We start from the raw sequence: 15,672 nt of genomic DNA, 5'->3' as shown, positions 1-15,672 counted from the left end.
AAATTGTAGTTTGAAAGTGCTGTAATTGAACAGTGTGTTAAAAATGATTATGCACTTGAAGAGTCAGTATATAGTGTCGATTATTTTTACTGTTGGTCTAACGATGATGTTGTAGTTGAAAACATTAACGACCTGACGTACTTTAAGTTTTTGACGGATTTACAGCTAAATAGCATTTCAGTTAATAATTGGGATGGGTTGGAAACGTTCATTAATTTAAGGTATTTTTCTGGTTTCAATATAACTGACACAACACTTGCGTTATTTTCTAGTTTAGAAAAGCTAGAATATTTGATTATTAATAATTCGCAGCTTTCTAGTTTAGAGCCTCTAGTGAGTTTACCTAATCTATCATCTTTAGATTTTAATAATTTAATAGTTGAGGATTGGCAGGCGTTGAATGACCTTTCAATAGGTGCTTTATGGGTTCAGGGTGGAAACTTTACCGATTTATCGTTACTTAGCGAGTCAGTAAGATATGTTTACTTGTTTGATACTAACGTTTCTGATTTTTCAAGTTTAAGTTTATTACCTCAGCTTAGAGGGTTTGGTTTGTGGGGCACAGACTCAAATGATTGGTCATTTTTGAGCTCTTTACCTCAGCTAGCAAGTTTATATTTGAATGGCACTAACTTTACAGATTTAAGCTTAATTAATGATGCTAACTTAAGAAGGTTGGACTTATCTAACTCACAAGTAACAGATTGGTTAAACATTACTGAATTTACTTTGTTGGAAGATATAAGATTAAGTGACACAAACTTTAGTGATTTAACTCTCATAAATAATCTACCTCTATATCGTTTAGACCTAAGCAATACATTAGTAACGAACTGGGAGCCAATCAGTGACTTTGAAGGATTGCGGTATGCCTATCTTAGAGGGACGTCATTTTCTGATTTAAGTTTACTTAAGTTAAGTGACAGTTATTCGGGGTATGATATTGCTTATACTCAGGTTTCTGATTTATCACCGTTATTTGAGTTTGCAGGGCGTAGCTTGTGGGTAGACATTGATGGTATTCCTTTATTAGATTTAGAGCAGTTAACTACGTTAACAGAGCTGGGTATTCAATATTATGGTCAGCCAGCTAGTTTAATTGACTCTGATGGTGATGGTATTGCAGATGCCATAGATGAAGATGATGACAACGATGGGATGAGCGATGAGTTTGAGCTTTTATATGGCTTCGATCCATTGAATCCTAATGATGCCAATAGTGACTTCGACAGTGACGGTTTAACGAACCTTGAAGAAATGTTACTTGAAACTAACCCACTTTTAGATGATACAGATAACGATGGAGTTACTGATAATTTAGATACGTTCCCGCTTGATGCGACTGAGTCAGTTGATACCGATAACGATGGTATAGGTAATAACGCTGATTTAGATGATGATAACGACGGCATATCTGATGAAGATGAACTTAAGTTAGGCCTGGACCCGTTAGACCCAACAGATGCTAATTTAGCCCCTGCTAGCGTAATGCCGTTTAGCGATACCAATGGTGACGGTACAGCCGACTGGCTTAAGTATTCACTCATTAATGGTAATGCTTTGTTTAGTATTATTGATGGGCGTGACTTTACCGAGTTAGCTGCGTATGAGCTAAGTGATGGGTTTGACTCAACAAGTATTCAACTGTTGGGTGACCGTAATAACGATGGTGTAAAAGAAATTGGCTTATTTGGTTTTAATAGTGCTGTAGGGCGTTACCAATTAGCGGTTTACAACGGCTACACAGGTCAAGGCATGGGCACATGGAACTGGGCTAATACGTTAGGCGATGTAACGTTTGAAGTAGTGGGTGATTTAACCAACGATAGTGTTGAAGAATACGCCATTACCGGTATTCACTTAACTAACGGCACTAAACAGTTGTTTGTAAAAAATGGCGCAACCAAACAAACGTACAAAACGTTTAAATGGCCAAACCAATGGGTAGATGCGCAAATAGTGATTATGAGCGATATTACCAACGACGCTGTACCAGAGGTTGCGTTATACGGACGCCATGAGCGCTTAGATAAAGGCCAATTGTTTGTTTACGATGGCGCCAATAGCAACAACAAGCTAGACGTGTACAACTGGAACAAATTGTGGAATAACATAAGCCTATATAAAATGGACGACATAGACGGCGACGGCACTATTGACTGGGGTCAATTTGGTCAACGTAAAGACGACGGTCGTTACCAATGGGTTGTTAAAAAAGGGCACGACAAGCGTGGCGTAATACGCACGTTTAGCTGGCCAAACGACCTAACTGATGCACAGCCATTGCTACTAAGTGACCGAACGGGTGATGATGTAAAAGAAGTGGCTCTGTATGGTAAAAACAGCAGCGGCAAACTGTTCTTACGTGTAAACGACGGACGCTTAGCCAATACCCGCATAGCGAATTACAGCTGGCCAGCAGTTTGGACAAACGAGCAAGTAATGGAGTTAGGGGATTTAAACAACGACGGTACAAACGAAGTGGCACTGTTGGGTATTAATGTTAACTCAGGTAAATACCAGCTTGTGATAAAAGACGGGCGTGCCGCGACCGAGTACGGACGTTTAACACTTGAGGGCGACTGGGCTGATTTAACCATAAGCTCATACGATGTAAATAGCGACGGGCAAGCAGACGTTATAGTTAACGGTGTTGATGCAAATACATTAACGCGCACAATAACTGTATATAGCGGCAGCGACTTAGGATTACTAAGTACAAGCGTTCACTAAGCTTTAATAAGCAAACGTTAAATAAGCTATAAAGCAAAAGCCACGGTGGTAATACACCGTGGCTTTTTTATTGAGAGCCTATAATTTTTTAAATTGTTACAAGCGTAATATTAATTAATTGGCTACTATCTTTATTAAATAGTTACGCCTTGTAGTAAGCTACATAAAACTTAAAGGGAACTTAACATGAATAAAATAATTTCCACACTATTGTGTTTTATAGTCTTAATAAACTTTTCGCCTGCATATGCTGCTGCAAACCTTTGGTCTTTAACTTCTGACAGTCAGGTATCATTTGCCGCTGAGATGAAAGTTAACTCTGAAGTACAGCAACTAAAAAACCGTGCAGATGTAATTTCGCTTAATAAGCCTGTATTAAATAATTTAGCAGTGGGTGATAACGTATTATTACCAATTGATAATAATTTTTATGAGGTGACCTTTACTAGGTTTCAAAAAAATAAAAACGAGAGCATCACTTGGTACGGCGAATTAGTGGATTACAAAGCTAAATCACCTGTAATTTTAACCATAGGCGCAAACAATTTTTTCATTAGAGTTGTAACACCTTACGAGACTTATACTGTTTCTGGGCGTGGGCTAGAAGGACGCCTTTTAAGTGAAAGCGAATTAAATAACGTAATTGACACAAAAAAAGAAGACTTTTTATTTCCGCATGAAACTGAAGAATTTTTAAAGCAAGAATCCATAAAAAAACAAATTGAATTACAAAGACAAAAGCACAATGAAGCTGAATCTTCACACTTTAGTTTGAAAGCACCGGTTAGTCATTCGTCACTAGCACTAGTACAAGAGCCGGCTACCTCTGATTCATCTACAGTGAACATTGATATACTTATACTCTACACCCCGGATGTTGATACGTTATATGGGGGGGACCCTTTAACTCGTATTTATCATCTTATTGCTGTAACTAATCAAATATACTTTGATAGCGGTGTTTATATTCAATTAAATGCAGTGGCTATAGATTTAGTTAACTACACCGATAATGTGTTTTCAGATGTGGCCTTAAACGACCTTACTTTTCAAGAAAACGAGGCTTTTGCTCACATTCCTCAACGACGCTTTGAGCTAGGGGCTGATATGGTTGTATTATTTAGGCCTTATATTAGCGGTGATAGTTCATGTGGAATTGCATGGATAGGTGGTCAGCAAGGCAGTGTTGCGGGCTATAAAAATTATATGTACAGCCACACAAGCATTGATTGCAGTGATTATGTTATGGCACATGAGCTTGGGCATAATATGGGCTTGGCACATTCTAGAAAACAAAACAATGTTGGTGCTACTTTTCCATTCGCACTTGGGCATGGGGTTGATAATGAATTTACGACTGTAATGGGGTACCCAGGCGTATTTAATGCAGGGACTGTGTATAAATTTTCAAGCCCAGATTTAGACTGTAATGGATTACCTTGTGGTGTTGATAAAAATAACGAAGAAAGCGGTGCAGATGCTGTTTTTGCACTAAACGCAGTGCGCACTGAAATAGAGCATTTTTACGATTCAACTCGTGACCTAACTTTATTTGACGACGCGCTAAGTCAGGTGAGTGATGTAAATTTAAAACAGTGCATTATTAATCGCAATGACGGCTTTACGTATGCTGGTGAGCTTAAAAGTTTATTTTGTGGTGCCGAAGGTGTGAGTTCTATTGAAGGTTTAAATGCTTTTTCGGGGATTGAACAATTAGCATTGTATAGTAATAACATTGTAGATATTTCTGGTTTAGAGGGACTCGTAAACCTAAAATCTCTTGATATTAGCTCAAACAGCATAAGCGATTTATCTGGCTTAACAAGTTTAGTTAATTTAAATGAATTGTATGCAAGCGAAAATGATATTTCTGATATAAATCAAATTTCAGCATTAACTTCATTGAGGGAGTTGGATCTGCGTGACAACCAGGTTGATGATATTGCTTCTTTAGCAAGTTTAAGTTCGTTACACACTTTTAGAGCGTCTAGCAATAATATTACAGATGTATCGGCTTTAACCAATTTGGTTTCTTTAAATATTTTGGATTTGTCATATAACGCTGTTCAAAATATTGAATCTTTAGAAGGGCTCGTTTCTCTTTATGAGTTACATCTTAATCATAACCAAATAAGTACGATTCCCTTCACAATGAATATGCCAAACTTGACTAGCCTATATATTAACGACAATGATATTGACGATATTACGGCTCTTTCAGCTCTTACCTCGCTGGTATATTTAAATATAGGTTCAAATAACATTAGTGATATTTCAGTTATAAGTGCTGCAGAGGGTTTGAAATATTTTTGGGCGTATTCAAATAACATTACTACTATTTCAGCACTGGAAACGCTTACATCATTATTTATTATATCGTTGGAATATAACAATGTGAGTGATATTGCGCCCGTTTTTAATTTAAAAGACAACCTAGAATATTTGTATGTGTACAACAATAACAGCATTGCATGTTGGCAAGTTGACTATGCCTTGGTGTTCTTTGCTGTGTGGGAGCCTGCTTCTTGTGACTTAGGGACCGAAAGTGCCGACTATGATAACGACGGCATTACTAATGCGAAAGAAGTTGAACTAGCGTTAGATCCTTTCAACCCCGATGATGCAATATTAGATAGCGACAATGATGGCCTAACTAATTTAGAAGAGGTTTTATTGGGTACTAATATTTACGAATCAGATACTGATGGTGATGGTCTGAGCGACAGTGAAGAAGTTAATTTGGGTAGCGATCCATTAGACCCACTTAGTAAAACAGCTCCAACAGCTGTTGTATTATCTTTTAGCGACACAAATAACGATGATATTTCAGACCTGCTTAAATACTCATTTATTAACGGTAATACGCAATTTAGCATTATAGATGGACGTGACTTTACTACGCTTACCACATTTGAGCTCAGTGACGAGTTTGACTCAACCAGCATAGAGCTAGTGGGTGACCGCAATAACGACGGCATAAAAGAAATCGGCCTATTTGGTTTTAACAGTGCAGTAGGGCGTTACCAGTTAGCGGTTTATAACGGCTATACCGGTCAAGGCATGGGCACATGGAACTGGGCTAACACCTTAGGTGAGGTTGCCTTTCAATTAGTAGAGGACTTAACGAACGACGGTGTAGAAGAATACGCCATAACGGGTATTCACCTGACAAACGGCACTAAACAGTTGTTTGTAAAAAATGGCGCGACCAAACAAACGTACAAAACGTTTAAATGGCCAAACCAATGGGTAGATGCGCAAATAGTGATTATGAGCGATATTACCAACGACGCTGTACCAGAGGTTGCGTTATACGGACGCCATGAGCGCTTAGATAAAGGGCAACTATTTGTGTTTGATGGCGCTAATAGCAACACCAAGCTAGACGTATACAACTGGAACAAATTGTGGAATAACATAAGCCTATATAAAATGGACGACATAGACGGCGACGGCACTATTGACTGGGGTCAATTTGGTCAACGTAAAGACGATGGACGTTACCAATGGGTTGTTAAAAAAGGGCACGACAAGCGTGGCGTAATACGCACGTTTAGCTGGCCAAACGACCTAACTGATGCACAGCCATTGCTACTAAGTGACCGAACGGGTGATGATGTAAAAGAAGTGGCTCTGTATGGTAAAAACAGCAGCGGCAAACTGTTACTACGTGTAAACGACGGACGTTTAGCTAATACCCGCATAGCGAATTACAGCTGGCCAGCAATATGGACAAACGAGCAAGTAATGGAGTTAGGGGATTTAAACAACGACGGTACACAGGAAGTGGCGCTGTTAGGTATAAATGTTAACTCAGGCAAATACCAGTTAGTCATAAAAGACGGGCAAGCACTTAGTGAGTACGGACGTTTAACACTTGAGGGCGACTGGGCTGATTTAGCCATAAGCTCATACGATGTAAATAGTGACGGGCAAGCAGACGTTATAGTTAACGGTGTTGATGCAAGCACATTAACGCGCATAATAACTGTATTCGGCGGCAATGACTTAGGATTACTAAGTACAACCGTTCACTAAGCTTTAATAAGCAAGCGCTAAATAAGCTTTAAATAAGGTAACAGCAAAAGCCACGGTGGTAATACACCGTGGCTTTTTTATTGCGAAGTAGGCGTATATGAATAAACAGTAATTGTTAATTTAACTCATACTCTTTTATATGCTTTAGTGTTTTTATTAGCCGGTAAGTGTACTTTGGAGTTAATTATAAAGGACTTATGGTATGAGACCAGAACAACGATTAGGGCCAGTTTGGTATGCGTAAAGATGATGGCCGTTTAGCTAATCAACGCATAGCGAACTTTAGCTGGCCGGGTACTTGGGAAGATACTCAAGTAGTCGAAGTTGGTGATTTAAACAACGACGGGTTTAACGAATTTGCTTTATTAGGTTATACAAAAACAAATAGAGCGGTTCAGGTTGTTGTTAAAGATGGCAGATTAACAACTGAGTATGGACGTTATACATTACCAGGTAGGTGGGAAGGTATTTCATTAGCGCACTACGATACAAACAATGATGGTATTGAGGATGTTGTAATAAGCGGAATAAGCCAAACATTGCAAAGCCGTGTGTTAACAAGTTTACATGGTTTAGATTTATCATTACTTGATAGTCAGACAATAAATTAAAAAATGCTATAAAATACAAAGCCTCAATTTATTGAGGCTTTTTTTTGTTCGTTGATTGACTTTGGGAGAGTGTTATTAAAACTTTATTTGTTATGGTTATAAGCTTTGCACTTTATAGTAGTCAATCAGCTTGCTCTGAGTTAGCTGATTTAAGCGTGTTTAACGAACATTACCCTAAAGCAATTTATTTTCGTAATGTTGAAAATAGCGCGGCTAATACATCTATTAGTTATGAAAAGTGGGCTAAGCGTTGGTCTAAATTAGATGGGATGGTTGTCAAAGCGTTAGATGAAGAGATACCGAGGCGGTCAGAAGAAGCACAGAAAAAGTTTATTCAGTATAAAAAAGATAACCCTGAAAAATTAATGCTACTGCACTTTAATGGCAATGCACGCGATCCTAATTTTGATTTAACCGCATTTTATCCAGAAGACTGGACTTACTTTGTTGGTACATATTCAGCTGACGTAATTAGTGAAAACGATTCGGATATTACCGTTCGAGATGCTTCGGTATTTAGAACACTTGATGACATTGCTATTGTTCCAGTTGATTTAAAAGGTAACTTAGATTGGAAAAATGCTGAACAAGCAAAACTCACAGCCGTATCAGGAAAAAATAAATTAACAGTTAATCGAGGCCTTTTTAATACGAAAATTAAAACCTATGCCAAGGGAAGAGCCTATTTAGCAGCTCATGTATCACAACCTGCAATTGCTCCGGGTAGTGACCAAGCATTATGGCGATATAATTTTACTAACATCACACCTCAAGGTGGAATGCCTATAAGACTTACTCATAATCTTATGGAGTATCTTGGCAGCGATAAATCATTAAGTAATTTTGATGGTGTTGAGTTTGATGTGCTAGCTGATATTCGTGGTTTAAAACACCCGTCTCGTAAAACGCCAATAGATTACAATTATGATGGAAAAGCATCTAAGTTAGATGTGGATCACCAGCAAAAATATAGCCAAGGTGTTCATTTGTTTTTAAGTTCATTACGCAGTGAATTAGGTAAAGATAAGCTGATTTTAGCTGATGGTAATGAGGCGAATCAACAGCGTGAATTTTCTGTTTTAAATGGGATTGAAAGTGAAACATGGCCAAGTCACTGGGATCCCCAGGTGGAGCAGTGGTCATCGGGGATTAATCGTCATCTATTTTGGAAGTCACGAAGTTACTCACCTTCTTTAAATTACATCAAACTTGGCAAAGTACCAAACAAACAAGGAGCAGCGCAGTCGCCTCCTGAAAATTTACGCCGATTACGAATGGCGGGCTCTTTATTTACTGACACTGTAATAGCGCCAGCATATAGGCCAAAAGGCAAAGGTATTGATAATTGGTCAGAGCTTATAGGAGATGAAAAAAACTATACTACTTGGCTTGGAAAGCCTTTGACTGATATACAATATTTAAAACCAGAGCATGATGATATTGTTGAATTTGATATTGAATCAAAGGAGATGAATTTTAATGAAAATGCTGATTTATTTACGTTCAAAAAGATCAATGATAAAGAAATAAATATAGCGTTAAAATTTAAGCTTAGTAACCCTGGTGATATAACAGTTACCGCTGAAGTAAGCTCGAGTTCAATGGGTAAACAAAAAGCTAAAGGCCGAGTTAGCTATATAACAATTACCCCTATTGGAGACGGTGAACAAAAAAATATGACCTGGTCTGATGCAGCTCCTTTTAATAGTCGTTTTTACTTTAAAAATCTTAAAAAGGGACAAAACTCATTAACCTTGGCATCTGATGCTGATTTGGTCCAATTAACTAATTTGAGAATACAATACGGTGTTGAGATACCTTATCGTATTTTTGAAAATGGCGTAGTGATCGCTAATCCGTCCAGAAAACAGGTGAAAGTAAGCACAAGTAAGTTTTCTTCAATACAGTCAACCTTGAAAAAGCGGGGTCTAAAAGCTAAAAATTTAACTATTAATGCGAAAGATGCTGTATTTTTAAGTTTTGAGTAGTAATTTGGTATGTATTTAACCACGTGGTTTGTTGGGGTCGGATTAAGATGAAAGTGAAAAATTATACCTTATCTATAAAAAAGTATAATGATGCGTATATTTGTGCCACGCAAGTCAATCGAGATAAAAAACAGTTTAAAGCTGGGGTATATGACCAATCTGGAAAGCTTATAAGTGAAGCTTTAAGACAGGATTGTGATTATTCAGCCCAAGAGCATTTTACTCAGATAGATAAAGGTTTAATCGCGGATTCAGCCTACAAAAACGTAAAAAAATTAAAAGGATACTATATCTATTTAGGTTTTTATACAGAGCATTATGGTCATTTTTTATTAGAAACACTATCCAGAATCTGGGCAGTAAAAGATCCTACTAACTACGATGGATTTATATTTAATAATTTTGTTCTTCCTAGAAAAAGTGATGAACTGACCAGCTTCGCCTCATTTTGTTTTAAAAAACTAGGCTTAAATTTAGATAAGGTAATAATTTTAAAAGAAGATACACTTGTAGATGAGTTAACAGTCCCTAATGCTCAGTGCTATATTTTAAATAAAGTACACCCGCATTATATTAATATTTTTGAGCGTTTACAGCAGGATATTTCAGAGTTAAAAGCCAATAATATGAGGCTTTATTTATCTCGTTCAAAATTACAAAAAAGAAAGCGTAAGGTTGTAAACGAACATAAAATAGAAGATGTATTCACTGAGTATGGTTTTAAGGTTATTTACATGGAAGATTTAACAATAGATATGCAATTGTTACTTTTAGCTAATGCTAGTGTTATTGCTGGGCTTGAAGGTTCTGCATTGCATAATTGTCTATTTATGAAACATGGAACTAAAGTTATAAATATATGTGGTGTTAGAGAGCCTAAACGTATAAAACCAAACCAAGTTATGTGCAATGAACTCAATAATATAGAGTCTATATGTATCCCATTTTTAGGTCAGGTTGTAAATGAGCGGAAATTAGTTACTCGTTTTGATATTCCTCATTTAAGGCGCTGTTTAAGAAAATTAAATTTTTAATATTATGTTTTCAAATACTTAATTTGATAAAGTGTAAATGTTACAGCCTGATTAGGTTTATAAGGAAAGGAATTTTTTGTGTCCAATGCGTTAGATAATAATTATAAAACTATGCATATTGACTATGCATCATATTTAGATGGTGCTTGGTATATGTCAGGTTGGCTTGTAAGTGCAGCCAATAAGCCTGTTATCTCTGTTGCTATTGAAAATGAAAATAATACACCGATTAGCGTGTTTTATGATTTTTTTGAAAGAGATGATTTAATTACGGCACTTAATTTATCAGATGCTGTAAATGCTTATGGGTTTACTTTAGTAATAGAACGCAGTGAATCAGATTTTACTAAATTAGTGTTTAAAATTGATAATAAAGAGATTGTCGCTTCTTCATTAGAGCCTGTAATTATAGATTCTCCAGATGTTATTTTAGCCGCTCTTGGCACTAAAAAAGCATCTTTTTTGCGCCAAGTACAAGAAGGGTTTAATAATACCCTTGATACCAGCGATAAACCAACAGATCCCACATCAATTAGTCATTACTTCGACTTATGTATTATTACTGATTCAAATTTACTTTACTTTAATGGCTGGGCCTTAACTGATGGGGCTATGAGCGATATTATAGTTGAAGATGAAGAGGGTAAAGGTTATCAGGTTACGGAATGTTTTCGTTACTTACGTACAGATATAAATACCAAATTCGGCTTAGCCGATAATTATAATGCAGGTATGGTTTGTGCGTGTAGATTACCAACTGACTTTTTACCAGAAAAGTTAATTATAAAAACCTCTGAAAATCGCATTATGACTTCAGATGTTGACAGCAGTGGCAGTAGTCAGTTATCAAAAACAAAAATACTAAAAGATTACTTATCATTTGTTAACGTACATAAAGCTAGGTTTTTTGATAATGGTCAGCCTGCCATATTGAGACATTTAGCTGATATTTGGCAAGCGGAATCCATTATGGATAATTTGTTGCCAGAAGTCGGTATGTTTGGTGATGTTAATATGCAGCCCCTTGTATCTGTAATTATTCCTATATACGGGCGTTATGATTTTTTACAGCACCAATTATTAGCGTTTTCGAATGATACTGATATGCAAAATCATGAGGTTATTTATGTATTGGATGACCCGCGTATTGAACGAGAATTTAATATTACGTGCCATGGCGTGTTTAATACCTTTAACCATCCATTTAAAACGATATATGCAGGTAAAAATTTAGGGTTTGCAGGTGCAAATAATCTGGGGGCAAGCATTGCTTCTGGTCAGTATATACTTGCACTCAATTCGGATGTAATGCCGAGCAGCTCAGGCTGGCTAAGTCGATTAGTAAACAAGTTCGAATCCTTAGACTCTCCAGGTATTTTAGGGACTAAGTTGGTTTACGAGGATGACACGATTCAACATATAGGCATGGTTTTTCAAGATGATGCTTACTACCCGGGTATTTGGATGAATTATCATCCTCATAAAGGCATGCCTTCGCATTTGATAAAGAAAAAAGAAACTGAATTAACAGAGCTAGTTACTGGCGCATGTATGTTAATGGAAAAAGAATTTTTTATTAGTGTTGGGGGGTTTGATACTCGCTATATTTTGGGTGATTTTGAAGATTCAGATTTATGCCTAAAGGCATATAAACATAATAAGAAAATATATATTGATACAAAAGAGTCGTTGTATCATTTGGAAAGGCTTTCTCAGAATCTCGTTGATAGTGGCGATTGGAAATATAAGTTAACTCTCCTCAATAGTTTATATCAAAAAGATAAATGGGGTGATGCAATTGAAGAGGTTAAACAACAAAATGTCTAAAAAAGTACTCATAATTGCTCACGGTCACCCAGAGTTTAACAAAGGGGGAGGTGAGCAAGCAGCTTACCAGTTTTACAAAGAGTGTTTAAAACAAGGTGATGATGCTTACTTTTTAGCGCGAACCTCTGTAACCCCTCATGGTGGAGCTGCTTTTTCTAGTATAAAAAACAAGCGTGAAATTTTATTTCACACTACGCATGATGATTTCTTTTTGTTTTCTAATATTAAAACTCGCCACTTGTGGGGCGATTTTGCTGATTTATTAGAGCAAGTAGCGCCCGATATAATTTACTGTCATCACTACTTTTTACTTGGTGTTGAAATGATGAAAATCATTAAACAGAAATTACCAAATTCAAAGTTAGTACTTACTTTGCATGAGTATTACGCAATTTGTAATAACTCAGGTTTAATGATTAAAACTGGTGGGCAAAATAAGCTTTGTTTTGAGTCAGGTACGCGTGAGTGTAATAGTTGTTTTCCAGAAAAGTCCCCAGGTGATTTCTTTTTGCGAAAAGAATATATTATGAGTTGTTTTGATATGGTTGACACATTTATTGCTCCATCAGCTTTTTTAAGGCAGCGTTATATTGATTGGGGAATTTCTCCTGAAGTTATACATGTTGTTGAAAATGGGCAGTTAGAAAATGTCGCTCCAAATGTAAAGTTAAACAACAACGGTAAAATAAGTATTGTATATATAGGGCAAATTAACCTGTTCAAAGGGGTTGATGTGCTACTCGATGCATTGCTATTGATACCTAAAGAATTAAGGCAGCAGCTCTGTATTGATATACACGGTGCAAATTTTGATTCGCAACCGAGTGACTTCCAAACAAAAGTATATGCTCAACTAAAAAGATTAAAAAGTGTTGTAAGGATGCATGGTTCTTACGAGCCATCTGAGCTTGCCGGTATTTTAGGGGCGGCTAACTGGGTCGTTGTGCCATCGATTTGGTGGGAAAATTCACCTATGGTGATACAAGAGGCTCTGAACCATCAAAAACCAGTAATTGTTAGCGATATTGGTGGTATGGCTGAAAAAATAGAGCATAACAAAACAGGTTTGCATTTTAGGGCTGGTAGCCCGGTTTCATTAGCCGATGCATTGCAAAAAGTGCTAAATGAGCCAGAGTTAGGAAGCGCTTTAGCTAAAAATATAACCGCACCTTTATCTATTTCTGAGAGCTATATAAAAATAAACAAGATTATTAGCTAATATATGTACAGTTATTATATTGAAGAATGCAACCCAGAAATTGGTCACATAAGAGGTTCTAAAATTGGTGTTTTAGAGCATGCAGATTTAGCCTTTGGTGGGCGTCTGGTTGTTAATGATGTTTTTGATACTTTGGTCGTCAGAAATTTACGCGGTGAGCTTGAGGACGAGGTGGAAATATTATCCACCATAGCGCCTAAATTACGTGATGAGTTAGGTTTAGCTGCTAATAAAAGCGTATTTAGATTTGATATTGAGTTAATTAAAAAAAACCTAACTACAGATTATCACTTTAGTGTGCATATAAGTAATAACTCAAAAGAGACTTTGTTATTTCGTGGTTTTATACAGCCAATAGAGCTGCCTGATAAAGTTTTATTTATTGTAGGCTCTCCTCGTTCAGGTACCTCTGCATTAGGTAAGGCATGCCGTAAAGCATTAAAGGCTCATGCGCATGGTGAATCTCATGTAATAGAGGGAATATCTAAAGCTTTACAAAGCACAGATGTGTTTTTTGAGCAGTCAATTACAGCAGGTATTAATGGTAACCTGGTAAACGCTGTGCCTAAAACAGTATTGCTTGCTGAGCATTTAAATATGCTCAGAAGAATATATAAGCTGTATTACGGTAACAGTATACATTTAGATAAAACGCCAGGAATACCAATGCTGCAAAGTTTGCCTTTTGCATTAATGGCTTGGCCTAATGCCAAAGTTATTTTTTGCAAAAGAAGGGCAATGGAAAATATTCAGTCTCGAATTATTAAATTCCCTAAAGTTAATTTTTTACAGCATGTAAAACAGTGGAAGCAATCGTTTGCAGCATGGCGACAAACTCGCCAAGTCATTAATCAGCTTTTAAAGCGAAATGATTGGTATATTGAAATAGATCAGTTTGATATGGCTAATACCCCTGAGCAAGTTGTAGAGACCGTTCGTAACTTTTTATCATTGGCGGAGGGCGAGAAAAAGCGTCTTTTTGCTCAATTAGCGTCTGCAGATAGGCCTGAGCAGACGACTACCCATTCATCAAAAGCTAAGTCGTTAGACGATTTTAATTGGACGGAGACTCAATTGACTGAGCTTAAACAAATTTGTGATAAAGAGATGAAATTGCAGAACTATAGTTATGATTCTAAATATTATTTTACAGACCAAACGTCGAGAAGCAAATAATGGGTAAAGTGGTTTTACACATAGGAACTGAGAAAACAGGTACTACAAGTATCCAGCATTTCATGTCTCAAAATCGTCAAGCTTTATTGTTAAAGGGAATACTTTATCCTAACTTAGGTCCTAGAAAAGACGCTCATTTTGATTTGGTTAATTCGATACACCCTCTTGATAATGGTGGACGTCACATGGAGTTTTTAGGCCCAGTGACTCAACCTGTCGATTTTTTATGGAATAAATTGGAAGAATGTATTAATGAGCACTCTAACAAGACGATTGTTTTAAGTGCAGAGCATTTTAGCTCTCGCTTGAGAGAGAATGCGTTGGACTACATGAGTCGCTTTTTTAAAAAGCTTAATATATCACCTGAAATTTTAATTTATATAAGACCACAAGCAGATTATATAGAGTCATCATATTCTACAGAGATTAAAGCGGGGAGTCCGAAGGTTTTTAATAAGGTGATGGAGCAATATCAAGCTCAAAATATGCGCTATGACTACACGCAACTAATAGCGTTATGGGCAAATTTTTTTGGTGAGCATGCGATTAAGATTATTCCTTATGAAAAATCTTCGATTGGCGATGATATCAGGCTTAACATGTTACATTATCTAAATATTGATGACGTATCTGGGCTCGACTTTTCTCAAGGAAATCTTAATGAGAGGTGGAGCAATCCAATGCTGGAGTTTGCGCGAATTGCAAATGCCAGAATGAAGCATATTGTTGGCCAAGAGCGGCTTGATTTTTTTAGTTATGCTCGGGCGTTAATTGATAGCGAACTTGCTCCAGAGCATACTCGATTAATGACCGAAAAGCAGCATGATGAAGTGGTTGCTTTTTACGAAGCATCAAATAAAGCATTATGCCAAAAATATTTCCCTCATAAAGAAAAATTATTTATTGATGAACCTAAAAAAATCCCCTTCAAATTATTAGAGAGCGGTGCAAATTTAACTCATTTTGATTTTATGAAAATCATATATGCACTATTTCAAAAAAAGGGTGCAAATAAATCATAAGCTAGCTTAAGTTGTGGGTTTACT

General features: G+C 36.7%; 9 protein-coding genes. All 9 read left to right on the top strand.

Annotated elements, in window-relative coordinates; translation table 11 throughout:
- Nucleotides 1-198 precede the first annotated feature (198 nt).
- The 9 genes from P20652_RS01535 (at nucleotide 199) to P20652_RS01560 (ending at nucleotide 15,648) form a co-directional block, all read left to right on the top strand.
- Nucleotides 199-2,733 (top strand): leucine-rich repeat domain-containing protein, encoded by a 2,535-nt coding sequence (locus P20652_RS01535; protein WP_033018102.1) that lies wholly within the window; start codon nucleotides 199-201, stop codon nucleotides 2,731-2,733.
- Between the two features lie 186 nt (nucleotides 2,734-2,919).
- Complete coding sequence (locus P20652_RS19610) at nucleotides 2,920-6,771, top strand: leucine-rich repeat domain-containing protein (protein WP_008172353.1); 3,852 nt, start codon at nucleotides 2,920-2,922, stop codon at nucleotides 6,769-6,771.
- 236 nt (nucleotides 6,772-7,007) lie between these two features.
- Nucleotides 7,008-7,382, top strand: coding sequence for an FG-GAP-like repeat-containing protein (locus P20652_RS01540; RefSeq protein ID WP_008172350.1), 375 nt, complete (start codon nucleotides 7,008-7,010; stop codon nucleotides 7,380-7,382).
- 155 nt (nucleotides 7,383-7,537) lie between these two features.
- Nucleotides 7,538-9,370 (top strand): hypothetical protein, encoded by a 1,833-nt coding sequence (locus P20652_RS01545; RefSeq protein ID WP_139048245.1) that lies wholly within the window; start codon nucleotides 7,538-7,540, stop codon nucleotides 9,368-9,370.
- 47 nt (nucleotides 9,371-9,417) lie between these two features.
- Nucleotides 9,418-10,404, top strand: a complete 987-nt coding sequence (locus P20652_RS01550; RefSeq protein WP_008172344.1) for a DUF563 domain-containing protein — start codon at nucleotides 9,418-9,420, stop codon at nucleotides 10,402-10,404.
- A gap of 78 nt (nucleotides 10,405-10,482) precedes the next feature.
- On the top strand, nucleotides 10,483-12,231 hold the full coding sequence (locus P20652_RS19605; RefSeq protein ID WP_050548229.1) for a glycosyltransferase family 2 protein: 1,749 nt from the start codon (nucleotides 10,483-10,485) through the stop codon (nucleotides 12,229-12,231).
- Nucleotides 12,224-13,450: a glycosyltransferase gene (locus P20652_RS01555; protein WP_008172340.1), complete on the top strand. Its 1,227-nt coding sequence runs from the start codon at nucleotides 12,224-12,226 to the stop codon at nucleotides 13,448-13,450. Before P20652_RS19605 ends, P20652_RS01555 begins: the two co-directional genes overlap by 8 nt.
- A 3-nt stretch (nucleotides 13,451-13,453) precedes the next feature.
- Nucleotides 13,454-14,626 carry a sulfotransferase gene (locus P20652_RS19600; protein WP_008172338.1) on the top strand — a complete coding sequence of 391 codons (1,173 nt, stop codon included), beginning with the start codon at nucleotides 13,454-13,456 and terminating at the stop codon, nucleotides 14,624-14,626.
- Nucleotides 14,626-15,648 carry a hypothetical protein gene (locus P20652_RS01560; protein WP_008172336.1) on the top strand — a complete coding sequence of 341 codons (1,023 nt, stop codon included), beginning with the start codon at nucleotides 14,626-14,628 and terminating at the stop codon, nucleotides 15,646-15,648. The genes P20652_RS19600 and P20652_RS01560 overlap by 1 nt, the downstream gene beginning before the upstream one ends.
- Nucleotides 15,649-15,672: the final 24 nt, after the last annotated feature.

It is taken from the genome of Pseudoalteromonas sp. BSi20652, from assembly GCF_000239855.1.
Taxonomy (GTDB): domain Bacteria; phylum Pseudomonadota; class Gammaproteobacteria; order Enterobacterales; family Alteromonadaceae; genus Pseudoalteromonas.
This window is presented reverse-complemented; position numbering and strand designations above follow the sequence as displayed.